This is a genomic window from Devosia yakushimensis, assembly GCF_030159855.1.
Taxonomy (GTDB): Bacteria; Pseudomonadota; Alphaproteobacteria; order Rhizobiales; family Devosiaceae; genus Devosia; species Devosia yakushimensis.
In genome coordinates, this window is sequence record NZ_BSNG01000001.1 from 2,782,181 (window position 1) to 2,804,769 (window position 22,589).

At 63.3% G+C, this 22,589-nt stretch carries 20 protein-coding genes and 1 riboswitch; of the genes, 14 read left to right on the forward strand and 6 right to left on the reverse strand.

What is annotated here, in order from left to right:
• Positions 1 to 154: 154 nt before the first annotated feature.
• Complete coding sequence (locus QQL79_RS13490) at positions 155 to 1,288, forward strand: site-specific DNA-methyltransferase (RefSeq protein WP_284391656.1); 1,134 nt, start codon at positions 155 to 157, stop codon at positions 1,286 to 1,288.
• A gap of 80 nt (positions 1,289 to 1,368) precedes the next feature.
• Here QQL79_RS13490 and QQL79_RS13495 read toward each other — a convergent pair whose 3' ends face one another.
• Positions 1,369 to 2,421 carry an A/G-specific adenine glycosylase gene (locus QQL79_RS13495; protein WP_284391658.1) on the reverse strand — a complete coding sequence of 351 codons (1,053 nt, stop codon included), beginning with the start codon at positions 2,419 to 2,421 and terminating at the stop codon, positions 1,369 to 1,371.
• Positions 2,422 to 2,563: 142 nt separating this feature from the next.
• Between QQL79_RS13495 and QQL79_RS13500 the strand changes: the two genes are divergently transcribed.
• The 12 genes from QQL79_RS13500 (at position 2,564) to gcvPB (ending at position 15,498) form a co-directional block, all read left to right on the forward strand.
• Positions 2,564 to 3,091, forward strand: coding sequence for a DUF721 domain-containing protein (locus tag QQL79_RS13500; RefSeq protein WP_284391660.1), 528 nt, complete (start codon positions 2,564 to 2,566; stop codon positions 3,089 to 3,091).
• 89 nt (positions 3,092 to 3,180) lie between these two features.
• Positions 3,181 to 3,957 (forward strand): thioredoxin domain-containing protein, encoded by a 777-nt coding sequence (locus QQL79_RS13505; protein WP_284391662.1) that lies wholly within the window; start codon positions 3,181 to 3,183, stop codon positions 3,955 to 3,957.
• A gap of 57 nt (positions 3,958 to 4,014) precedes the next feature.
• Positions 4,015 to 7,470, forward strand: a complete 3,456-nt coding sequence (locus QQL79_RS13510; protein ID WP_284391664.1) for an AAA family ATPase — start codon at positions 4,015 to 4,017, stop codon at positions 7,468 to 7,470.
• 414 nt (positions 7,471 to 7,884) lie between these two features.
• Positions 7,885 to 8,274, forward strand: coding sequence for an AtpZ/AtpI family protein (locus tag QQL79_RS13515; RefSeq protein WP_284391665.1), 390 nt, complete (start codon positions 7,885 to 7,887; stop codon positions 8,272 to 8,274).
• 24 nt (positions 8,275 to 8,298) lie between these two features.
• Positions 8,299 to 9,072: a F0F1 ATP synthase subunit A gene (locus QQL79_RS13520; RefSeq protein ID WP_284391667.1), complete on the forward strand. Its 774-nt coding sequence runs from the start codon at positions 8,299 to 8,301 to the stop codon at positions 9,070 to 9,072.
• 62 nt (positions 9,073 to 9,134) lie between these two features.
• Entirely contained in the window at positions 9,135 to 9,362 is a 228-nt protein-coding gene (locus QQL79_RS13525) for a F0F1 ATP synthase subunit C (protein ID WP_046137693.1), read from the forward strand.
• 97 nt (positions 9,363 to 9,459) lie between these two features.
• Entirely contained in the window at positions 9,460 to 10,104 is a 645-nt protein-coding gene (locus tag QQL79_RS13530; RefSeq protein WP_370461251.1) for a F0F1 ATP synthase subunit B, read from the forward strand.
• 5 nt (positions 10,105 to 10,109) lie between these two features.
• Positions 10,110 to 10,595, forward strand: a complete 486-nt coding sequence (locus QQL79_RS13535; protein WP_284391679.1) for a F0F1 ATP synthase subunit B family protein — start codon at positions 10,110 to 10,112, stop codon at positions 10,593 to 10,595.
• 156 nt (positions 10,596 to 10,751) lie between these two features.
• A riboswitch (glycine riboswitch) is annotated at positions 10,752 to 10,840 on the forward strand.
• 158 nt (positions 10,841 to 10,998) lie between these two features.
• The gene (gene gcvT / locus QQL79_RS13540) at positions 10,999 to 12,168 is read left to right on the forward strand and encodes a glycine cleavage system aminomethyltransferase GcvT (RefSeq protein WP_284391681.1); all 1,170 of its coding nucleotides are present in this window, start codon (positions 10,999 to 11,001) and stop codon (positions 12,166 to 12,168) included.
• A gap of 10 nt (positions 12,169 to 12,178) precedes the next feature.
• The gene (gene gcvH / locus QQL79_RS13545) at positions 12,179 to 12,544 is read left to right on the forward strand and encodes a glycine cleavage system protein GcvH (protein WP_284391682.1); all 366 of its coding nucleotides are present in this window, start codon (positions 12,179 to 12,181) and stop codon (positions 12,542 to 12,544) included.
• Between the two features lie 66 nt (positions 12,545 to 12,610).
• Positions 12,611 to 13,954 (forward strand): aminomethyl-transferring glycine dehydrogenase subunit GcvPA, encoded by a 1,344-nt coding sequence (gene gcvPA / locus QQL79_RS13550; RefSeq protein WP_284391684.1) that lies wholly within the window; start codon positions 12,611 to 12,613, stop codon positions 13,952 to 13,954.
• On the forward strand, positions 13,951 to 15,498 hold the full coding sequence (gcvPB, locus tag QQL79_RS13555; RefSeq protein ID WP_284391686.1) for an aminomethyl-transferring glycine dehydrogenase subunit GcvPB: 1,548 nt from the start codon (positions 13,951 to 13,953) through the stop codon (positions 15,496 to 15,498). Before gcvPA ends, gcvPB begins: the two co-directional genes overlap by 4 nt.
• A gap of 143 nt (positions 15,499 to 15,641) precedes the next feature.
• Here the strand turns inward: gcvPB and QQL79_RS13560 are convergent, their stop codons facing one another.
• The 4 genes from QQL79_RS13560 to QQL79_RS13575 form a co-directional block, all read right to left on the reverse strand.
• Entirely contained in the window at positions 15,642 to 16,406 is a 765-nt protein-coding gene (locus QQL79_RS13560) for a class I SAM-dependent methyltransferase (RefSeq protein WP_284391688.1), read from the reverse strand.
• A 227-nt stretch (positions 16,407 to 16,633) separates the two neighbouring features.
• On the reverse strand, positions 16,634 to 17,221 hold the full coding sequence (locus QQL79_RS13565) for a hypothetical protein (protein WP_284391690.1): 588 nt from the start codon (positions 17,219 to 17,221) through the stop codon (positions 16,634 to 16,636).
• A 24-nt stretch (positions 17,222 to 17,245) separates the two neighbouring features.
• Entirely contained in the window at positions 17,246 to 17,740 is a 495-nt protein-coding gene (locus QQL79_RS13570; RefSeq protein ID WP_284391692.1) for a redoxin family protein, read from the reverse strand.
• A gap of 125 nt (positions 17,741 to 17,865) precedes the next feature.
• Complete coding sequence (locus QQL79_RS13575) at positions 17,866 to 18,675, reverse strand: protein-disulfide reductase DsbD domain-containing protein (RefSeq protein ID WP_284391694.1); 810 nt, start codon at positions 18,673 to 18,675, stop codon at positions 17,866 to 17,868.
• Positions 18,676 to 18,806: 131 nt separating this feature from the next.
• Here QQL79_RS13575 and QQL79_RS13580 point away from each other — a divergent pair, with 131 nt between their 5' ends.
• Positions 18,807 to 19,382, forward strand: coding sequence for a YqgE/AlgH family protein (locus tag QQL79_RS13580; protein ID WP_284391695.1), 576 nt, complete (start codon positions 18,807 to 18,809; stop codon positions 19,380 to 19,382).
• A 158-nt stretch (positions 19,383 to 19,540) separates the two neighbouring features.
• On the opposite strand, the gene QQL79_RS13585 is transcribed toward QQL79_RS13580, so the two are convergent.
• Entirely contained in the window at positions 19,541 to 22,420 is a 2,880-nt protein-coding gene (locus QQL79_RS13585) for an EAL domain-containing protein (RefSeq protein ID WP_284391698.1), read from the reverse strand.
• Between the last annotated feature and the right edge of the window lie 169 nt (positions 22,421 to 22,589).

Consider the following 22,589-nt stretch of genomic DNA (forward strand, 5'->3'; position numbering starts at 1 on the left):
CGCTTTTGCCATGGATGGAATGAAGATGCCGGGTTCGGCAGCGCTTTGACACCCGGTTTGTGGCTTCTTAACCCCCCGCTAACCCATTGCGAACGCTCTTTTAACCCCTCCGACGCTACAAGGGAGGCGTTAGTACTGCGTTAGGGTTAAGTGTATGTTGCGTACCGCGCGTACGGCTCCTGTGGCCGCTGCGGAGGAGGCAAAACGCCTCCCCATCGATACTATCCTGGTGGGCGATTGCATCGACCACATGAATGCCCTGCCGGCCGGCTCGGTTGACCTTATTTTTGCGGACCCGCCCTATAACCTGCAACTGGACCAGGGCCTCACCCGCCCCGACCAGTCCAAGGTAGATGCGGTGGATGACGACTGGGACAAGTTCGAGAGCTTTGCCCATTACGACCAGTTTACCCGCGCCTGGCTCAAGGCCGCGCGCCGGGTGCTCAAGCCCGATGGGGCGCTGTGGGTCATCGGCAGCTACCACAATATTTTCCGGGTCGGGACGGCGCTGCAGGATCTCGACTACTGGATGCTCAACGACGTGATCTGGCGCAAGGCCAATCCCATGCCCAATTTCCGCGGCACGCGCTTTACCAATGCGCATGAAACGCTGATCTGGGCGGCGCGGAGCCAGAAAAGCCGGGTGACCTTCAATTATGAAGCGCTCAAGCTCGCCAATGACGATACGCAGATGCGCAGCGACTGGCTGTTCCCCATCTGCACCGGCGCCGAACGCCTCAAGGGCGAAGACGACGGCAAGGTGCATCCGACGCAGAAACCGGAAGCGCTGCTGTTCCGCATTCTCAATGCCACGACCAAGCCGGGCGATATCGTGCTCGACCCGTTTTTCGGCACCGGCACCACGGGCGCAGTGGCCCGCAAGCTGGGCCGCCACTTCATCGGCATCGAGCGGGAAGAAACCTATATCAATGCCGCGCTGCAGCGCATTGCCAGCATCCGGCCCGGCGTGTTCGAGGCGCTGCAATCGGTGACACCCAAGCGCAAGGAAACCCGCATTCCCTTTGGTTCGCTTGTCGAACAGGGGGTGATCGAACCGGGCGCGCAACTTTTCGATTCAGCGCGCCGTTACTCCGCCATGGTGCGGGCAGACGGCTCGCTGGTTTCGGGCACGCATCAGGGCTCCATCCACAAGGTGGGCGCTTTGGTGCAAGGCGCTGAATCCTGCAATGGCTGGACCTTCTGGCACCATGACAATGATGGCCGCAGCGTGCCGATCGACGATCTGCGCGCCGGCATCCGACAGAAACTTGATTTGATTTCCGCCTGATCCTGACCTCCAATCGTTTCCAGGCTCAACTGCCCGCCGCCGGTTTGCCCCGGCGGCTTTTTTCTTGGTTGAGCTCGACACTATTCCAGCCCGGCCGCCGCCAGCACCTTGCGGAATAAAGTCGGCAGGGCCTCGCCCTTGAGCGCGGATGGCTCCGCCCACCAGCCCCTGTCCAATCCTGCCGGCGCGACCGCAGCGGACCAGATTTCCAGTTCCAGCCGGAAATGGGTGAAGACGTGGATAACCTGTCCGCGATGACGCCAATCCCCGGACGCGGGATAGGCGACGGGTGGAAGTGCACTGACCCAGTCTGAGGTTGGCACTTCGGTCATTTTGGCGAGGAGGCCCTTGTCGGGACGGGTCTGGAGATAGACGTCGCCATCCGCGTCGGTCATGACGAAGGCATGCCCCTTGCGGACCGGCTTTTCGGGCTTGGCCGGTTTGAGTGGATAGACGGTGGGGGCCGCCGTTTTTGTCGCGATACACCCCGGCTGGATCGGGCAGAGCATGCAGGTCGCGGTGCGCGGGGCACAAATGGTTGCGCCCAGGTCCATCATGGCCTGGGCAAAATCCCCTGCTCTTTTGGGCACCGAGGCCTGGAGGGCCGCGCGCAGCTCGTCCTTGGCCTCGCGGACGGGCACCGGCAGCGCATAATAACGGCCCAGGACGCGGTCGAGATTGCCGTCTAGCACGGCGATCTCTTCGTCAAAGCAGATCGCGGCGATGGCCGCGCTGGTATAGGCGCCAATGCCCGGAAGGGTCTGGAGGGCGGCCGAGCTCGTGGGAAAGACACCGCCATGCTGGTTGACCACAGCCTCGGCGCAGGCATGAAGGTTCCTGGCGCGGGCATAATAGCCCAGGCCCGCCCATTCCTTGAGGACTGCATCGAGCGGCGCGGCGGCCAGATCGAAAACGGTCGGCCAGAGACTGGTGAAGCGCAGGAAATAGGTTTTGACCGCAGCCACGGTGGTCTGCTGCAACATGACCTCGCTGAGCCAGACGCGGTAGGGATCGGGCGCGATGCCCTTGGCGCGGTCGGCAGGGGAGACGCGCCAGGGCAGATTGCGGGCGTGGCTGTCATACCAGGCGAGAACCGGCGCGGCATCTATCGGAGCGGGGTTTGGCAGGTGCATGGCGCATGATGTGGGGGAAGGCTGGATTTCGTGCAAGCCTGAAATACCCCCTCCCCACAAGGGGGAGCGTGACCTTTTCAATCTGTCTTTGCTATCGGGGTGGGGGTGATTTGGCCGCCGTGCCGGTGCTAAGATCACCGCCATGAGCGAAGCGCCTAAATCCAAAGCCGACGCAGAACCCAAACGCCGCAATCGTGCGGTGACGCTGGCCGATGCCATTACCGGCGCGCTCGATCCCGTGCTCAAGAAGCGCGGCTTTGCCAGCCGGGATATCATTACCCATTGGGGGGCGATGGCGCCCCGGCCCTATGACGCCGTCGCCATTCCCGACAAGCTGGCCTGGCCGCGCGGCGAGCGGAGCGCCGAGGGAGCAACACTTTACCTGCGCTATATACCGGGCCATGCCCTGGCCATCAGCCATGAGGGACCGGCCATTGCCGCTGCAATCAACCGCTATTTCGGCTATGTGCTGGTGGGCCAGATCCGGCTCTCGGCTGAGCCGTTCACGCCCGGTTCAGGCGATAGGGACGAAAAACCCAGCCAACCGAGCCAGAGCGTCATAGCAAAGGTCGGGGCCCAGGTGGCCAATGTCGAAGATGACGATCTGAGGGAGGCGTTGCGGGCCTTGGGCCACGCGCTCTCCAGCAGATCGGAGCGAAAAGCCAGATAGTGCGTTCACCCGCTAGTGATGAATGTGCCCACTTGCCGACACCTTGTGCCCGTGTAGTGTCGCGCAGACCTCAAAAGGAGCGACAGACCGTGAAATTTACCCGCCGTGACACCCTGATCCTTGCCGCCGCAGCGTCGGCGCTAAGCCTTTGCGGCGTCGCCACGGCCAGTGCCGCCGAAGGCGACATGGTTGACCAGGCCAAGCTGTTGGCCCCCGCCGGCGGCATGACCGACCATGTGCAGGGCAGCGACAGCGCTCCGGTCACCGTTATCGAATATGCCTCGCCCACCTGCCCGCACTGCGCGACTTTCGCCAATACGGTGAAGCCCGATTTCGTTGCGGCCTATGTCAATACCGGCAAGGTCAAGCTGATCACCCGGCCGTTCGTGCGCAATGTGCTTGATGCGGCGGTGTTCATGCTGGCCGAGGCCGCCGGCCCGACCAATTATGACAATGTGCTGTCGACCTATTTCAAGACGCAGAACGATTGGGCCGCATCCGAAGCCCCCCGCGACAAGATCCTCGAAATCGCCAAGCAGCTCGGCTTTACCCAGGAAACCTTCGACGCCGCCTTGACGAATCAGGCGCTGTTCACCGGGATGGAAGCCATGCGCGATCAGGCGCTCAACGAGTTTGGCCTGCAGGGCACCCCGACATTCTATGTCAATGGCAAGACGCTCACTGGTGACAAGACGCTCGAGCAGCTGGCCGCTGAAATCGATCCGCTGGTGCCTGCCGATTTCGTGGCAACCGAACCGGCTGCTGCCGCTCCCGCAGCAGCGCCGGTCGCACCTGCTGCAACCGACACGATGGCTCCGGCCGCACCTGCCGCCGAGACCGCTACGCCGGTTGCTCCCGCGCAGTAAGGCCATCGATCTGCATCTCCCCCTGCGGGGGGAGGTCGCCCTTTGGGCGATACGGCCATGAAATTCTCCCGCCTCAAGCTGCATGGTTTCAAATCTTTCAGCGATGAGACCGTGCTTCTCATGGAGCCCGGGCTGACTGGCATTGTCGGGCCCAATGGGTGCGGCAAATCCAACCTCGTGGAAGCCATGCGCTGGGTTATGGGTGAAAACTCATACAAGGCCATGCGCGCCTCGGGCATGGATGACGTGATCTTTTCGGGCTCGGGCAACCGGCCGGCGCGCAATTCGGCCGAAGTGACGCTGGTGCTCGACAATGCCGACCGCACGGCGCCGGCTGCCCTCAACAGTGCCGATATCCTGGAAGTGACCCGCCGGATCGAGCGGGAGGCCGGGTCGGTCTATCGCGTCAATGGCAAGGAAGTGCGCGCGCGCGACGTGCAATTGCTGTTTGCCGATGCCTCGACCGGCGCCCATTCACCCGCCATGGTGCGGCAGGGACAGATTGGCGAATTGATCGCCGCCAAGCCGACCGCACGGCGGGCCTTGCTGGAAGAGGCGGCAGGGATTTCCGGGCTGCATTCGCGTCGGCATGAGGCCGAGCTGCGGCTGCGGGCGGCCGAGGGCAATCTCGAGCGGGTCGACGATATCATCGCCCAGATCGATGCTCAGCTCGAAACGCTGAAGCGCCAGGCGCGGCTGGCCAATCGCTATCGCTCGCTTTCGGGCGATATTCGCCGCGCCGAAGCCACACTGTTTCATATCCGCTGGGTGGCGGCACGCTTTGCCGAGAAGGAAACCGAGGCAAGCCAGGCCGTGCTGATCCGCGAATTGGCGGACGCAACCCATCTCGAATTGCAGGCACAAAAGACGCTGGAAGCCGCCGATGCGGCGCTGCAGCCGCTGCGCGACCGCGAGGCGGTGACTGGGGCCGTGCTGCAGCGCTACACGATTCTCAACGAGCAATTGGCCGAGGAAGCGCGCCGCGCCAGCAGCCGCCGCGCGGAACTGGAAGACCGCATCCGCCAGCTTGCCGCCGACGGTGAGCGCGAGCGGCTGCTTGTCGAAGAAAGCGAAGTCACACTCGCCGCCTATGAAGAAGAGCTGGTGCAGCTGGTCGAAGAGGGCGAGGCAGCGCAGGCTGATTTCGACCGGGCGCGCGGCGAGGCCGAGGCCGCCAGCGCCGCCGTGAGCGCGGCGGAGACACGAGCGCGGGCAGCGGCCGATGCATTGGCGCAGGTACGAGCGCGCCGGACCCAGGCACAACGCAGCGCCGAGGATGCTGCCGGGCGGATTGCCCGGCTGGGTCAGCAGATCGCCGAAGTCGAGCAGGAAGCCAATACGATTGCGGCCAAGCTTGACGCCGATGCAACCCTGACGCTGAAGCGCGCGGCGCTGGAAGAAGCGCAGGCTTCAGCGGCGACGGCTGAAGAAATGGCTGTGATCGCCGAGGAAGCGACCGCGGATGCGCAGACTCGGCTCGACGATGCGCAGCCCCGGCTGGCCGAGATCGAGGCGGCGCTGACGCGGCTGGAATCGGAAGCCTCCACACTGGGCAAAATGCTCAATGTGGGCGCGAGCCTGTGGCCGGCCATTGTCGATCAGCTCAGCGTACAATCGGGCTATGAAACGGCGCTCGGCGCGGCTTTGGGAGATGATCTTGAAGCGTCTTCGGACGCAGGCGCGCCGATGCATTGGTCGGTGGCCATCGAGGATTATATCGATCCGGCCTTACCCCAGGCGGCCGAACCCTTGTCGCGCTATGTGACAGGCAATGCGCTGCTGAAGCGCCGGCTGGACCAGATCGGCATTGTCGATGCGGTGGATGGCCCGGCGCTGATGCATGCGCTCAAGCCCGGCCAGCGGCTGGTGACGCTGGATGGAGCGCTGTGGCGCTGGGATGGTTTTGTGGCCGCCGCCGATGCGCCGAGCCCGGCTGCACAGCGGCTGGCGCAACGCAACCGGCTGGCCGAACTCGATGCCGAAATCACCCGTGCGCGGGGCGAACGCAATGCGGCCAAGCGCGATGTGGAGGCGCTGACCGCAGCCCTTGCAACAACGCGGCAGGATGAAAAGAACCAGCGCGAAGCCTGGCGGATGGCGCAGCATGCCATTGGCGCGGCGCAGGCCGAGGTCGACCGGGCACAGCGGGCCATTGGCGATTTGACCACGCGCCAATCGGCGCTGGAAGAAGCGCGGGCGCGGCTGGCAGCAAGTCTGGCCGAAGCCGAGGCGATGCGCGAACAGGCCGAAGCCCTGCTCGAAGAGGCAGGCGAGGAAGACGATGCGGCCGAGATGGCCGAGGATTTGCAAGCGGGGCTGGCCGCCGCAAGGGAAAGGGCCGATCAGACCCGGCTGAAGCTGGGCAGTTTTGAGACGGCGGCGCGCATGCGCGACAATCGCCTCGGCCAATTGCAGCGCGACAGCATGGCCTGGACCCGCCGTCGCGACGGGGCCATGGCGCAATTGGCGACACTCAACCAGCGCACCGCCGAAGTCAGCGCCCAATTGACCAGCGTCACCGAAACGCCGGATGGTTTTGTGGCGCGGCGGGCGGAGCTGGAAGACCAGATCGAAACCGCCGGGATCGAGCACAAGGCGGCCGGCGATAGGCTCAACCTGGCGCAGACCGGCTATCGCGAGGCCGACAAGGCGCTCAAGGGCGCCAGCGATATTCTGGCCAATGCGCGGATCGAGCTGACACGCGTCGAAGAACGCATCAAGGGCATTATCGCTCAGCGCCAGCAGATCGAGCGGCAGATCGAGGAAACGCTGGATATTCCGGCCAGCAAGACGCTGGAAGTGTCGGGGATCAAGCCCAGCGAGGCGCTGCCGACGGAAAGCACCATCGAGCAGAGGGTGGACCGGCTCAAGGCCGAGCGCGAGCGGCTGGGCGGGGTGAACCTGTCGGCGGAAAAGGAAGCCGAAGAGGTTCAGGAAAAGCTCGACACCATGGTTAGGGATCGGGACGACCTGATCGAGGCCATTGCCAAGCTGCGGACCGGTATCCAATCGCTCAATCGCGAGGGCCGGGCACGGCTCAATGAGGCCTTCGTCAAGGTCAATGCGCATTTCCAGGAACTGTTCACCACGCTGTTCGGCGGCGGCACGGCCGAGCTGACTTTTGTCGAGAGCGACGATCCGCTAGAGGCGGGGCTCGAAATCATCGCCCGCCCACCCGGCAAGAAGCCGCAGACTATGACGCTGCTCTCAGGTGGCGAGCAGGCGCTGACAGCGATGAGCCTGATCTTTGCGGTGTTCCTGACCAATCCGGCGCCGATCTGCGTGCTCGATGAAGTGGACGCCCCGCTCGACGACGCCAATGTGGAGCGGTTCTGCAACCTGCTCGATTCCATGCGCCAGCGGACGAATACGCGCTTCATGGTGATTACGCATAATCCGATCACCATGAGCCGGGTGGATCGGCTGTTTGGCGTGACCATGGCCGAGCGCGGGGTGAGCCAATTGGTGTCGGTGGATTTGACCACGGCCGAGACATTTCTTGAGGCGGTTTGAGGGCCGGTAGGTTTGGGGCTCTCGTTACCCCCTCCTAGCCTCCCCCTGATAGGGGGAGGGACCGTTCAGTATTTGTGACTCGATCCAGTTCTTAGAGTGGAGAGATCCCGCCCCCTATCAGGGGGAGGCTAGGAGGGGGTAGCGGAAGCCACGATCTCCCAGATCGGACACCGCCCCTCCCCGCCGGTAACCCAAAAGTACCCAGAATCCCCCTGTCCTTGCCTCGACTTTGCCACGCTTGGGTGTGGACAGCATGCCGCACCCCCATTGAAAGGCAAAAAAGCGTTTTAAATCAATAAATTACGTTGCCGCGACGAATCTTGACACTGTGTTACCCCACCACTATGTTGCGCGCGACTTAAAAGGCGCCCCGGATTTACCCCGGGTCAAAGCCGGGCCGAGGGGAGCGAGCGGATGGCAAAACCGCAAGATACCAAAGGCCAGGATAGTGGCGCTGACGGGGTGACGCGCGATCTCGCATCGCGTATTGCCTCTGCCAAGCGGAGCCGCGCAGCCGAGGACAATAGAGCCTCGGCAAATGGTTCCCACGACACGAGCAGCATGGCGCGCGGTATGCGCATCGGCACTGAATTCGTGGCGGCGATCGTGATAGGGGGCATTCTCGGCTACCTGATCGATCTTGGACTGGGCACCAGCCCCTGGGGATTGCTCATCATGTTCATGATGGGTTTTGCCGCTGGAATACTCAACGTCACCCGAGCGGTGGCCGAACTGAATGCCGCATCGCCTCCCCCGCCTGGGCCCAAGCCTGACGCGGAAGACGACAAGCGGATTGAACACTGATGACGACGCGCAAGGGGCTCTGTTTTGGCCGGTACTGACCCGATCCACCAGTTTGTCATCGAGGACATGATTCCGATCCATGTCGGGGGCGATGGCACCGCAGGAAGCGGATTGAACCTGTCCTTCACCAATTCGTCGCTCTTTATGGTGCTGACGGTTGCTGCAATCACCACTTTCGTGCTGCTCGCTTCGAGCCGCAAGCAGCTGGTCCCCTCCAGACTGCAGCTCATGGGTGAGCTGTCCTACGAATTCGTGGCCAATATGCTCAGAAGCTCGGCCGGCACCGAGGGGATGAAGTTCTTCCCCTTCGTGTTCTCGCTGTTTGCCTTCGTGCTGACGGCCAACATGTTCGGCATGATCCCCTATTTCTTCACCGTCACCAGTCATATCATCGTCACGGTGGCGCTGGCCGTTCTGGTGATGAGCGTGGTGGTGATCTACGGTTTCGTCCGTCACGGCTTCAAATTCCTCAAGCTCTTCGTGCCCTCGGGCGTGCCCGGCTATGTGCTGCCCATCGTGGTGCCGATCGAAATCATTTCGTTCCTGTCGCGCCCGGTCAGCCTTTCTGTCCGACTGTTTGGCAATATCCTGGCCGGTCATATCACGCTCAAGGTCTTTGCTGGCTTCGTGGTTAGCCTCGGCACGCTGGGCGCCCTGGGCTGGCTCGGCGCCGTGCTGCCGCTGATCATGACGGTGGCGATCACAGCCCTCGAATTCCTCGTTGCAGCAGTGCAGGCCTATGTGTTTGCAGTTCTGACTTCGATGTATCTCAACGACGCGGTTCACCCTTCACACTGAGCGTTGAGTCCCTCAACGGCGGGCCCCGCCGGCAAACTACGACCCTTGAAAGGACTACAAAAATGGAAGCTGAAGCCGCAAAGTTCATCGGCGCTGGTATCGCAACTCTGGGTATGGCTGGCGCCGCCCTTGGCGTGTCGAACATCTTCTCGAACTTCCTGTCGGGCGCCCTGCGCAACCCGTCGGCTGCTCCGAGCCAGACCGGTAACCTGATTTTCGGTATGGCCATGACCGAAGCTCTGGGCATCTTCTCGTTCCTGGTTGCCCTGATCCTGCTGTTCGTCGCCTAATAGCGGCGCGACTGCCTGTATTCCGCAGCCGGGACACTCCCGGCTGCGCTCTATTGACCGGCTTTCCGCCGGCTGACCGGATTTAACGGGACCTCACCTGATGGTAACGCAAGCCTACGCCCAAGAGGCAGCAGCCCCGGCTGAAGAACATGTCGATGGCGCGGTCGATGCGACCCATGCCGATCCGGCACATGCCGACCCCACCGCCGATACCCATGCGACCACCGAGGCGCATGGCGAAGATCACGGTTCGGGTGTCTTCCCGCCGTTCGATCCGGCGACCTTCCCCTCGCAATTGCTCTGGCTGGCGATTTCCTTTGCCGCGCTCTACCTGCTGATGAGCAAGGTGGCCCTGCCCCGCGTCGGCTCCATCCTGGCCGATCGCAAGGCACGGATCGACGCTGATCTGGCCGCGGCCGATGCCAGCCGCCAGAAGACCGACGCTGCCATTGCCGCCTATGAGACGGCCCTGGCGGAAGCCAAGTCGAAAGCTCAGGGCATCGCGACCCAGACCAGCGACGCGATCAAGGCCGAACTGGCAACCAAGCGCCAGGCGGTGGAAGCCGATCTCTCCGCCAAGGTCAGCGCCGCCGAAACGCGGATCGCCGCGACCAAGGCGGAAGCCATGACCCATGTCGATGAGATTGCCGCCGAAACGGCGCAGACCGTCGTCACTCAGCTCGTGGGCGATATCCCGACCGATGGCGTCAAGGCGGCCGTCGCCAAGGCGAGCAAGGAGTAAGCACGATGGAATGGATGGACAATAGCTTCTGGGCCACTGTCGGGCTCGTGCTGTTCCTGGGCCTGATCACCTATTTCGGCGTGCCGCGCGTTATCGGCCGGATGCTCGACAAGCGCATCCAGCAGATTGCGGACGAGCTCGAAGCAGCCAAGAAGCTGCGCGAGGAAGCCGCCGCTCTGCTGGTAGAATATGAGCAGAAGCGCGTCGCTGCTGAGTCGGAAGCCGAAGGCATTATCGCCGCGGCCAAGCAGGAAGCCGAACGTCTCACCGCCGAAGCCCAGACCTCGCTGGCCGATCTCGTTGCCCGCCGCACCCGCGCCGTGGAAGACAAGATCGCCCAGGCCGAAGCCCAGGCTATCGCCGAAGTGCGTGGCCGCTCGGCCGACGTCGCCATCGAGGCGGCCCGTACCGTGCTCACCGACGAAATGGCCAAGAAGGGCGGCCAGGTCATCGATCGCGCCATCGCCGATGTGGGCAGCCGGTTGAACTGAGGCGTTCAGTTGGATTGAGTTTTGAGGGCGGGCCGCGAGGTCCGCCCTTTTTGTTTGAGGGGGTATTGCGGGACCATCGTCTCCACCTCCCGATAAAAATCGCTGTGCCCATATCCACGCCCGCGATTGACGCCCCAAGGAATCTCCACCATGGTGCGCGTGACTGCGGGAGAGATTGGATTTTCTCCAGCGCCGAAGGAGCAACCGCCCCGGAAACTCTCAGGCAAAAGGACCGCAGCACCGCTACAACTCTGGAAAGCGGACCCGCATAGGCGCGGTCCCACCGAAGGAGCAACCGGCGCTCAGCCGGGAAATCTCTCAGGTGATGAGGACAGAGGGGGCACGGAATTCGCCGCAAGGCGAGTGTAGTCGTGTCGCCTTGTTCATTTTCCGGGAAGCGTTGATGGCCGATAGCTCCGCCGAAACTCTCAAAACCACACCGCTTTATGAGCGGCATGTCGCGGCCGGTGGCCGCATGGTGCCGTTTGGCGGCTATAGCCTGCCGGTGCAATATGCCCCCGGCATCATGGCCGAGCACAAATGGACGCGCGAGCATGCGGGGCTGTTCGATGTCAGCCATATGGGGCCGAGCTTTCTCGAACTCAGCACCAGGACTGGCGACGCCGAGGCCGATCACGCCGCCATCGCCGCCATTATCGAGCCGCTGATCTGCGGCGATATTGCGAGCCTCAAGCCCGGCCAGATCCGCTATACGCTGCTGCTCAATGCCGAGGGCGGCACGATGGACGACCTGATGGTCGCCCGATCGCCGCGTTATCCCGGCTCGCTTTATATCGTGGTCAATGCCGGGACCAAGGAGGCCGATTTCGCCCATATCGCCAAGGCGGCCGGCGACCGCGCCAAGGTCACCCGCGCCGATGACGAGGCCCTGCTGGCGCTGCAAGGGCCGGAAGCCATTGACGTGTTGAGCGCATTGCTGCCGGGCGTGGTGGAACTGGGCTTCATGCAATATGGCCCGTTCGACTGGGAAGGACGCACGCTCATTGTCTCGCGCTCCGGCTATACCGGGGAGGATGGCTTTGAAATCCTGGCGCCGGCGAGCCTGGCCAGTGCGTTATGGGACAAGCTTCTGGCCGACGAACGCGTAAAGCCGATCGGCCTTGGCGCGCGCGATAGCCTGCGGCTCGAAGCCGGCCTGCCGCTTTACGGCCACGACCTCAACGAGACCATTTCGCCCACTGAGGCAGCGCTTAATTTCGCCATTTCCAAGCGCCGCCGCGAGGCCGCCGATTTCCCTGGCGCCGCGCGCATTCTCAAGGAATTTGCCGGCGAGCTGACGCGGGTGCGCGTCGGTATCCGCTTTGAGGGCCGCTTGCCGGTGCGCGAGGGGGCCGAACTGGTCGATGAATCGGGTTGCGTCATGGGCCAGGTCACCTCGGGCGGCTTTGCGCCCAGCCTCGATGCCCCAATCGCCATGGGCTATCTGCCCCCGTCTGACGCTTATGAAGGGGCGCCCGTGATCGCCATGGTGCGGGGCAAGCCGGTTTCCGGCACGGTCGTCGCCATGCCTTTCGTGCCCCACCGCTATTTCCGCAAAACCAAATCCAGTTGAGGGATCTGCCATGACCACCAAGTTCACCCCTGACCACGAATATATTCGCGTCGAGGGCGCGACCGGCATTGTGGGGATCACGCCCTATGCGCAGGAACAGCTTGGAGACATCGTCTTTGTCGAGCTTCCTGCCGTCGGCAAGGTGTTCAAGAAAGGCGACGAAGCCGCTGTCGTTGAATCGGTCAAGGCCGCTTCGGAGATCTATGCGCCGGTCTCGGGCACCGTCACCGAGGTCAATGACGCGCTGAGCAACGAGCCGGGACTGATCAATTCCGATCCCGAGGCGGCCGGCTGGATGTTCAAGATCGCCCTCAGCGATGCGAGCGAGCTGGACGGCCTGCTCGACGATGCCGGTTATGCCGAACTGACGAAGTAAGAAAGTCCCCCTCCCTACCCTCCCCATAAGGGAGGGGGTTCTCGCCACATACTGGAAGCCCTGCCCATGCGCTACCTCCCCCATTCCGACCATGAACGCGCCGAGATGCTTGGCGTCATCGGCGCGGCCGATATCGATGCCCTGTTCAGCGCCGTGCCCAAAAAGGCGCTCAAGAGCTTTGATCTCGGCCTGCCCGCCCATAGCCCAGAATTTCTGGTCGAAGCGCATATGCGGGCGCTGGCGGCCAAGAACCATGCGGGGGCGGATGGCCCGTTCTTCGTGGGAGCGGGGGCCTATCGGCACCATGTGCCGGCGACGGTCGATCACCTGATCCAGCGCTCGGAATGGCTCACGGCCTATACGCCCTACCAGCCGGAAATCTCGCAGGGCACGCTGCAGATGCTGTTCGAATTCCAGACCCAGGTGGCCAAGCTCACCGGCATGGATGTGGCCAATGCCAGCCTTTATGACGGCTCGACCGGCACGGCCGAAGCGGTGCTGATGGCCCGGCGCCTCACCAAGCGCAGCAAGATCGTGCTGTCGGGCGGGCTTCATCCGCATTATCGCGATGTGGTGCGGGCCTATCTCAAGGATGATGCCGACCTCGAAATCCTTTCGGCCTCGCCCGAAGGCCAGGGCGATATCCTGGACCATATCGACGAGACGACTGCGGCCATCGTTATCCAGACGCCGGACTTCTACGGCCATCTGCGCAACCTCAAGACCGCGGCTGACGCTGCCCATGCCAAGGGCGCGCTGCTGATCGTGGTGATTACCGAAGTGGTGTCGCTGGGCCTGCTGGAAGCGCCCGGCGCTTTAGGTGCCGATATCGTGGTGGCCGAGGGCCAGTCGATCGGCAATGCGCTTAATTTCGGCGGGCCCTATCTGGGGCTCATGGCCACGCGCAAGGAATTCATCCGCCAGATGCCGGGGCGGCTCTGCGGCGAGACGGTGGATGCCGATGGACAGCGCGGCTTCGTGCTGACGCTCTCTACCCGCGAACAGCATATCCGCCGCGAAAAGGCGACCAGCAATATCTGCACCAATTCGGGGCTCTGTGCGCTCGCCTTCTCGATCCATATGGGTCTCTTGGGCGAAGCTGGCTTTACCCGTCTTGCCCGGCTCAACCATGCCAATGCCTGCACCCTGGCCGATGCGCTTGAGGGCGTGCCGGGGGTGCGCGTGCTCAACAAGACCTTCTTCAATGAGATGACCATCAGTACGCCCCTGCCCGGCGCGGCGCTGATCGAACGACTGGCGGCGCGCGGCATTCTGGGTGGCGTGCCGGTCAGCCGGCTTATTCCCGATGATCCGGCGGTCGGCAATCTCATCATCCTGGCCGCCACCGAACTCACCAGTGCTGCCGACATCGCCGCGCTCTGCACCGCTCTTTCGGAGGAACTGCAATGAGCATGAACAATCAGGGCCGCCCCACCGGCACCGGCACTTCGGGCTTTGCCTCCACCTCCGGTTCGGCCATGTTGCCGAACGAACCGCTGCTGTTCGAAATCGGCGATAATGAGCATTCCGGCGTCGACCTGCCGGAGGTCAAGATTTCGGGCGACCGGCTGAGCGGCTTCGAGCGCAAGAGCCCGCTCGACCTGGCCGGGCTGACCGAGCCCGAGGCAATGCGTCATTATGTGCGCCTGTCGCGCCTCAATCACTCGATCGACAGCGGCATGTATCCGCTGGGCTCGTGCACGATGAAGCACAATCCGCGTCTAAACGAGAAGATGGCGCGCTTGCCCGGCTTTGCCGATATCCATCCGCTGCAGCCGGTTTCGACCGTGCAGGGGGCGCTCGAGCTGATGAACCAGCTTTCGCACTGGCTGATGACGCTGACCAATACCGCAGCCGTGGCGCTGACGCCCAAGGCCGGCGCGCATGGCGAATTGCTGGGCATGATGGCGATCAAGGCCGCGCAGGATGCTGCCGGGCAGAGCCATCGCACTATCGTACTGGTGCCCGAAAGCGCGCATGGCACCAATCCGGCAACCGCCGCTTTCCTGGGCTATAGCGTCAAGCCGATTCCGGCCCGGGCCGATGGCACGGTGGATGTGCAGGCGGTCAAGGATGCGCTCTCGCCCGACGTGGCCGCAATCATGCTGACCAATCCGAACACCTGCGGCCTCTTCGAGCCGCAAGTCATCGAGATCGCCGAAGCCGTGCATGCGGCTGGCGCGTTCTTCTACTGCGACGGGGCCAATTTCAACGCTATCATGGGCGTGGTGCGACCAGGCGATCTTGGGATCGACGCCATGCATATCAACCTGCACAAGACCTTCTCGACGCCGCATGGCGGGGGCGGGCCGGGCGCGGGTCCGGTCGTGCTCTCGGCAGCGCTGGCGCCGTTTGCGCCGGTGCCTTTCGTGCGCAGAGGCGAGCATGGGCTGGAGCTGGTGGAACACGAAGAGGGCCAGGCACTGGGGCGCATCACCGCCTTCCAGGGCCAGATGGGCATGTATGTCCGCGCGCTCACCTATATGCTCAGCCATGGCGGGGATGGCCTCGCCCAGGCGGCGCAGGATGCCGTGCTCAATGCCAATTACATCAAGGCGCGGCTGGCCCATGCCTTCTCCGTGCCGTTTGACGATTACCCGACCATGCATGAGGCGCTGTTCGATGACAGTTTCCTGGCCGGAACGGGTGTCACCACGCTCGATTTCGCCAAGGCGCTGATCGACGAGGGTTTCCACCCCATGACCATGTATTTCCCCCTGGTCGTGCATGGCGCCATGCTGATCGAACCCACCGAAAGCGAAAGCAAGCAGACGCTGGACCGCTTCTGCGCGGTAATGGAAGAACTGGCCGCCGATGCCAAGGCGGGTAATGCCGAGCGGTTCACCTCGGCGCCGATGAAGGCCCCGCGCCGCCGGCTGGACGAGACACGGGCAGCGCGCAGCCCGATCTTGAAGTGGGAAAAGCCGGAGGTTGAGCTGAAGGCAGCTGAATAGCGGGCATCGAAGTACCCCCTCCTACCCTCCCCCTGATAGGGGGAGGAACCGCCTTGTGACTAGAACTCGATCCAGTTCCAAGGGTGGAGATATCCCTCCCCCTATCAGGGGGAGGCTAGGAGGGGGTATCCCCACCCCCAGTTCTATCCCAGCTTCACCGCCCGCAACCCCAGAAACAGCGGAAACTCCCCGGCCGCCCGCCGATCAGCCTTGCTGTCCCCCTGCCCCGGCAGATCACTCACCTCCCTTATGTCGGTCAACGCCAGGCCTGCTCTGGCCAACGCTTCGGCATAGGCCCCGAGCGGGCGGTGATAGCTGCGGGTGGTACCGCTGGCATGGGATTGCATCGGCACGGCCAGCGGCGTCAGGTAGGAATCGAGGCGGCGGAACTTGAGGCCCCTGCCCTCATCCCAGCCCCAGCCGCTCTGGCGCGGCACGCGGAAACAGGGATGCAGCATAACCATGGCGAGCCGCCCGCCAGGCTTGAGCAGCCGGGCGGCATTGTCCATCGCATCCCCGAGCGGATTAATATCCTGAATGGAGAGCAGGAAACTCGCTCCGTCGAAGCCGCCCGCCGGCAGGTCGGCATGCCGTGGCAGATTGGTAGCATCTCCGACATGGAAGCGCCCGACCCGGCCGTGATTGCGCCGCGCCTCGGCAATGAGCTTTGGCGAGAGGTCCACGCCGATGAAACGGGCGCCGCGCGCGGCCACTGGCGGCGCGAGAATGCCCGGGCCGCAGCCCAGATCGGCAATATGCTCTCCGGCCCGTGGATCGAGCAATTCGAGCAACAGGGGCACGGCAAGGGTGCGGTGATAGCGGCTGCCATTGGTGCCGGTCCAACCGGCATACCAATGGGCGACAGCGTCCCAGCTCTGCGAGCGGGCGCGATTGAGGTTCTTTTTCATGGATGGTCTCAAAATCTCGAAAAGCTGTTCGAGAGATGAGACGGCGCCGGTTTCGGAATTTTGGCCCACAGCCTTTTGGCCAGAATCCCGCAGGCTCACGCCGGCCGCATGACGGCCGGGCGTTCAGTCATGGATCGGCACCGCCTTCAGGCGGTGCGGATGCGAATGGAAAAGAATGCGTTTTGGCTCATGGCAGGCTCCTTAGCCCGAAAGCGCAGCTGGCGCAATCAGCCCCTGGTGTCGAAGCCAACCCAGATGGTGATCTCCTCGCCGCCCAGATAGGGGATGGCGACATTTTCGATCACCTTGACGAATTCGGCCGATTGAGCCGGCGGAGTGATAGCCACCGGAATGGTGTATTTCTCCGAGAAGACAGCGGCGCCATTGCGCTCGACTGCAAAGCGGATCGGGGCATTGACGGTACTCTGGGAGCCAGCGGGGCCAAGCAGCACGCGGCCGACTACGCCCATATTGACGGTGATCAGGCCATTGGAAACCACGCAATTGCGTGAGCTCTCGTCGATCACGCCCTGGTATTGCAGGGCCTTGGGATCGCCGGTGCGGCCATTGCCGTAATAATACATGGCTTCCGAGCCGGCGCGCACCTTGATAGGCGGGCATTGGGTGGCGATGGCCGGCAGCGCATTGGTCTGGGCCTGGGCAATGGCGGCGGGAGTGGCGGTGGCGTTCTGCAGCGACTGGTTGGTCGCCGCGCTCTGGCCGCCGCCGAACATGCCGCCCATGGAACAGCCAGCCAGCAGAATAGCGAGGGGAGCGGCAGCGGAGAGGCGCAGCACGGGGAGGAAATTGGTCATCGAATTGGCTCCTTGCGCCTTGGGTCAGCCATTGGCCGTTTCGAGCGCCATCAGCATGGCGGGGGCACCGCTGGCATTGACGCCCGGGCCATCCTCGAGAAAGACCGCGTCGGCCTTGCCGTTGCGGAACAGGATCGAGGCGCGGGCAAAGCGCTTGCCCATGCCCGAACCCGAGAAATCCTTGGCGAGGCCCAGCGCTTCGGCCAGTTCGCCATTGCCATCGGCAATGAATTCGATTCTGCCGAGCGCGCCCGAGGCTTCAGCCCAGGCCTTCATCACATGGTGGTCGTTGACCGAGGCGCAGACGACCTTGTCGACGCCGGCGGCCTCAAGCTTACCGAGATTGGCGAGATAGCCGGGCAGATGATTGACATGGCAGGTTGGCGTAAAAGCGCCCGGCACGGCGAAGAACGCCACGGTGCCGCTGCCCAGAACCGCATCGCTGGTGGTGTCACTGGCGCCCTCTGCGCCAACAAGCTTGATCCGCACCGACGGAACCGGACTGCCACGTTCGATCATAAAAGGATATGCCCCATGCCTGAGCCGCCTGTGGCAGCCATTTCCCTCGAAAAGTCCAGTATCTCGGATAAGCGGCTTTTCCGCCGCATACAAGGCCTAATGGCCGATCCGATCCCGGTCCGGTTTCAGTCGCCCGAACCGGCAACGGTCCGTGTGACTTCAAAAGCTCCCATATCGGTCATGAATGTGAGCTGAACGTCCTGGCTTTCGAGGCCTATCGGCCCTTCCTTATCCAGGATCGGGATGAGGACTAGGTGTGGTTCCGGGCTTTTTTGCGGCGCGCCGAAGAGCGGTTCGCCACTGGCCGTGGCAACGATCAGCGAGGCGGGATCGAGACCCGGATCGGCCAGTTCGACGGCCAGCATGCGCTCGGCGGCACGATATCGCACCGCGCCAAGCGGCGGCTTTGCACCATCCCAGGGCACGGGGGCCAGCGCCAACGCCTGGCGGATGCGCAGCCCATTGGGCGCATCGGGCTCGGGATCGGCCAGCGGCAGCGAGAACCGCGCCTGGGCCGGCACGCAGATTTCCGAGCAGACGCCCAGGGTGGCGAAAATCTCGGCCTTGGGGGCCTCGCCTGTCACGGTCACCGCCACCGGCAGCACCAGGGGCCCATAATAGACATAGTCGAGATAGCCGTCCTTCTCATCCCGTTTGGGATAGGGCCAGACGATCTCTCCGCCGGCGACACCGGTCGAGCCGGCGAAGTCGAGCACGGTGGGCAGGCCCGTTTCGCCCGGCACGCGCCAATAAGTCTTGGTGGTCTCGGGCATCGAAATTTCGAGACCAAGCAGGGTCTGGCCATCGGGCTTGATCAGGCCCGAACTGATCAGCCGCAGCTTCACGCCGGGGGCAACTTCCTGCCATGGCGTTTCGCCCGCGAGGGCGGGTGTGAGCGTGGCGGCAAGGAGGGCAAGGGCGGAAAGAAACTGCATGAGCACAGCCATTAACGCAGGAGGAAGTGAAGAAATAGCTGACGCGCAATCAGGCCTTCGTGATGGCCGCATAACCCCTTTGCAAGCCGCGCGCCTTGTCGCATCGGACGAGTGGGCTTACAATTGGCTTCATGAATTCGCTTGAAGGCCAATTTCTGGTTGCCATGCCAGATATGGAAGATGAACGCTTCGCCGAAAGCGTCATCCTCGTCGTTGGCCATGGCAGCGAGGGGGCCATGGGCCTCGTGGTCAATCACGAATTGGCCAATCTGCGCTTTGCCGACATTATCGACGAACTCGATCTGGGCGATCCCGACGCGCTGATCCGCCTGCCCGATTCGATCCGCCAGGGCGCAGTCATGCGCGGAGGTCCGGTGGAAAAGGGGCGCGGCTTCGTGCTCCATTCGGCCGATTACACCAGCGGCAATAGCTACAAGGTTGGCGAGGGCATCTATCTCACCGCCACGCTCGATATTCTCAAGGCCATGGCTTTTGGCCCGCGTCCCAAGGCCAGCCTTTTCGCGCTGGGCTGCTGCGGCTGGGGTCCGGGGCAGCTGGAAGGCGAGATCAGCGACAATGGTTGGCTGACCATCCCCATTTCCCGCGACCTGGTGTTCGAAACCCCGGTCGAAGAGCGCTACAAGGCGGCGCTGGCGAGCCTGCATATTACACGAGCGAGCTTCAGCCCGGATGCGGGACACGCTTAGGGCGTTTCTGAGACTTCACCTCACCTAACGAAAACGCAGTCGCCTCCCTCGGGCTTGACCCGAGCTCCTTTGGCGATTCAGCGCCAGCGGTGAGTGACCCTCGGGTCGAGCCCGAGGGAAGCGATTTTTGGGACGGGGCTTCTGCCCATATCGCGGACCTACCGCGCCAATTGCGCCGCCAGTTTCTTGCCGAATTCCGCGCCGGTCATCGCGGCGCCAAAGGCGAAGCCCTGGGCGTAGCGGCAGTTGAGCTGGCGCAGGCGTTCGATCTCGTCCAGCGTTTCGACGCCTTCGGCAATGACCATGAGGTCGAGATCGGTCGCCAAGCCCACCACAGCCTTGATAATCGGCGCCTGGGTATGGGCGATACCGTTATCGTCGCTCATCTTGACGAAGGGTGCCGGGATTTTGATGGTGTCGAAGGGGAAGCGGTGCAGGTAGCTCAACGATGAATGGCCGGTGCCGAAATCGTCCAGCGCCAGACCCAGGCCCAGATTACGCAGCGCCTGCAGCATATAGGCGGAATGCTCAGGGTTGGTCATCACCTGGCTCTCGGTGATTTCGAGCTTCAAATGACGCGCCAATTCCTTGTCCTGGCTGACCAGGCTCCGCATGTCGTTGAGCAGGGTTTCGGTGGCCAACTGGCTGGGCGACAGGTTAACCGAGATGAAGAATTCCTCGGGCAGGCCCAGCGAGGTCATCCAGTCCTTGGCCTGAGCGGCCGATTGCTCGAAGGCGAGGCGCCCGAGCTTTTCAATCTGGCCGGAGCGTTCGGCCAGGGGCACGAATTCATCGGGATTGACCACGCCGCGGGTCGGATGCACCCAGCGCATCAAGGCTTCGGCGCCCACGAGCTGGCCGGTCTGGATGTCCATGACCGGCTGGAACTGCACATGCAGCTCGCCCTGCTTCATGCCGCGTTCAAGGTCTTCTTCGCTGGCGCGGTTATAGGCCGAAATGGAGCGGGCCGAAGCGCGATAGGCTTCGATGCGGTCGCCGCCCAGGCGCTTGGCGTAATACATGGCGAGCTCTGCGTCGCGCAGTACATCGGGTGCCGAGGCGGGGGCGCTGTCATAGATGGTGACGCCGATCGAGGCGGTCAGGGTCAGGTCGCGGTCGCCGAAATTGAACGGGGCCTTGAGTGCCTTGCGGATCTGTTCGGCGGTTTCCGCGATCTTGCCGGCGGCCTGCTCGGACGCCAGGATCACGGCGAATTGGTCGCCGGTGACGCGGGCGACGGTATCGAGCGGCCGCATTATGCGGGCGATGCGGCGGGAAATGGCCAACAGCACGGAATCGGCGGCCGAGTGGCCGATGCGTTCCTCAAGCTCCATGAAGCGGTCGATGTCGATAAGGAACACAGCCGGCTTGGTGCCGCCCGGTGTCCTCGCGCGCACCAGGGCGCGCTCCAGTCGGTCGAGGAAGAGCTGGCGATTGGGCAGGCCCGTAAGGCTATCGTGCACAGCATCATGCAGCAGGCGTTCGCGGGCGGCGCGGTCCTCGGTGACGTCCTGCAGGGTGCCGACGATGCGGTTGACCTGGCCGTCGCCGCCCAACACCGGTTTGACCCGCATGCGGAAGCTGCGATAGCTCCCATCGTGACCGGCTATTCGCATATCGGCCGAAACCTTGCCGCGGCGCAGCTCGACCAAGGTGTCGAAAGCCGTGCGGAAGCGGTCGCGGTCGTCGGGGTGGACGCGATCGAGCCACCGCTTGATGGCGCCGCGCAATGCGCCGCGTTTTTCGCCCAAGCGGGTCGCCAATTCATCTGACACCGAGACGCGGTCGCGCTCGATATTCCAGTCGAAGACGAAATCGCCCGAGCCGGTGAGCGCCAGGGCGCGGCGCTCAACTTCGGACAGCGTGCCGACCGACACCTGTCCCTCGGAGAAGGCGTGCTGCACCGCGGTAAAGCCCAGCAACATGACAATAAGCACCAGCCCGCCACCCACGGCCGGTTGAGCCACGTCGTTGGAGACCTGACCCGAAATCACCAGCCAGGAATAGAACAGCCAGGAAATCAGGATGATCCAGGTGGGCACCAGCAGCACGGCGCGATCATAGCCGCGCAGCGCCAGCAGCAGGATGAGGAAGAAGCCGGAAAAACCGAGCATGGCCAGCACCAGCCGGGCAATGGTGGCGGCGATGGCGGGCTGGAAGAAGGCAAAGGCGAAGAGCGCCAGAAACAGGGCGGCAAGACCCAGCGCCAAATGGATGAAGCGCAGATGCCAGCGATGTAGGTTCAAATAAATGAACAGGAATCCGGCTAATGTGGTGGCTATGCCCGCCTCGGAAGCCGCGCGCAGGGGCTGCATTCCTCCCGCCGGAATGCCAAGCAGGCGGCCCAGCACGCCGAAATCAATCAGCAGATAGACCAGCACGGCCCAGGCAAAAGCCGCCGTAGCCGGGAACACGCCGCGCCCCTTGACCACGAACATGATGGTGAGGAACACCGCGGCCAGCGAGGCCACGCCCAGCACCACGCCGCGGAACAGGGTGAAGGAGTTCACATAGTCGCGATAGGGATTGGGCTGCCACAGATAAAGTTCGGGCAATTGGGCCGAGGAGAGTTCGGCCACGAAAGTCACCGTAGCGCCGGGATCGAGCGTGATCTCGAAGACATCGGCCTCGCTGTCGGTCAGCTTGACCGGACGGATGCCGGCGCTGGGAGTCAGCGCCTTGAGGCGGTCATTGCCGAGATCTGGGTTGAACACGCCGGAATTGGGCAGACGAAAAAATGGTGCCACCAGCAGCCGCTCGATCTGCTGGTCGCTTTCATTGCGCAGCGCAAAGAGCGCAAAAATCGGATTGGTCCCCTGCTCGCTCGCCAGCACTTCGATGCGGCGAATGATGCCGTCTTCGCCCGGCGCGGTCGACAATTGCACGCGGCCATCGGTGCCCGGGACGATTTCGACCACGGCGGACAGATTGACGGCGTTGACGTCTTCGGGGACCGAGATGACTTCAAAGGCGGCGGATGGCGCGATGGTGAGGAGCGAAACCGCAAGCCACATCGCGAGTGCAAAGAGAGGACGCATCAGGGCCGACTATATCCTGTGGTAGGCTTCATTATGGCAGCGATCCAGCGGGGCCGCGTTAACGACCCGCGCGCCGAAACGGCTTCGTCTTGGCGGGAGCCCTCTTTGGTAGCGGGGATTGAGGCAGGCGACAAGATTGGCGACGTGTTGCCGAATGGCAACGGCACAC

Excerpts from the sequence above, each read along its gene's own strand:
- QQL79_RS13570 (WP_284391692.1), bottom strand. The coding sequence starts at position 17,740 with ATGATCGAACGTGGCAGTCCGGTTCCGTCGGTGCGGATCAAGCTTGTT.
- QQL79_RS13525 (WP_046137693.1), top strand. The coding sequence starts at position 9,135 with ATGGAAGCTGAAGCCGCAAAGTTCATCGGCGCTGGTATCGCAACTCTG.
- QQL79_RS13585 (WP_284391698.1), bottom strand. The coding sequence starts at position 22,420 with ATGCGTCCTCTCTTTGCACTCGCGATGTGGCTTGCGGTTTCGCTCCTC.
- QQL79_RS13495 (WP_284391658.1), bottom strand. The coding sequence starts at position 2,421 with ATGCACCTGCCAAACCCCGCTCCGATAGATGCCGCGCCGGTTCTCGCC.
- gcvT (WP_284391681.1), top strand. The coding sequence starts at position 10,999 with ATGGCCGATAGCTCCGCCGAAACTCTCAAAACCACACCGCTTTATGAG.
- QQL79_RS13560 (WP_284391688.1), bottom strand. The coding sequence starts at position 16,406 with ATGAAAAAGAACCTCAATCGCGCCCGCTCGCAGAGCTGGGACGCTGTC.
- QQL79_RS13490 (WP_284391656.1), top strand. The coding sequence starts at position 155 with ATGTTGCGTACCGCGCGTACGGCTCCTGTGGCCGCTGCGGAGGAGGCA.
- QQL79_RS13580 (WP_284391695.1), top strand. The coding sequence starts at position 18,807 with ATGAATTCGCTTGAAGGCCAATTTCTGGTTGCCATGCCAGATATGGAA.
- QQL79_RS13500 (WP_284391660.1), top strand. The coding sequence starts at position 2,564 with ATGAGCGAAGCGCCTAAATCCAAAGCCGACGCAGAACCCAAACGCCGC.
- QQL79_RS13515 (WP_284391665.1), top strand. The coding sequence starts at position 7,885 with ATGGCAAAACCGCAAGATACCAAAGGCCAGGATAGTGGCGCTGACGGG.
- gcvPA (WP_284391684.1), top strand. The coding sequence starts at position 12,611 with ATGCGCTACCTCCCCCATTCCGACCATGAACGCGCCGAGATGCTTGGC.
- gcvH (WP_284391682.1), top strand. The coding sequence starts at position 12,179 with ATGACCACCAAGTTCACCCCTGACCACGAATATATTCGCGTCGAGGGC.
- QQL79_RS13510 (WP_284391664.1), top strand. The coding sequence starts at position 4,015 with ATGAAATTCTCCCGCCTCAAGCTGCATGGTTTCAAATCTTTCAGCGAT.
- gcvPB (WP_284391686.1), top strand. The coding sequence starts at position 13,951 with ATGAGCATGAACAATCAGGGCCGCCCCACCGGCACCGGCACTTCGGGC.
- QQL79_RS13565 (WP_284391690.1), bottom strand. The coding sequence starts at position 17,221 with ATGACCAATTTCCTCCCCGTGCTGCGCCTCTCCGCTGCCGCTCCCCTC.
- QQL79_RS13575 (WP_284391694.1), bottom strand. The coding sequence starts at position 18,675 with ATGCAGTTTCTTTCCGCCCTTGCCCTCCTTGCCGCCACGCTCACACCC.
- QQL79_RS13535 (WP_284391679.1), top strand. The coding sequence starts at position 10,110 with ATGGAATGGATGGACAATAGCTTCTGGGCCACTGTCGGGCTCGTGCTG.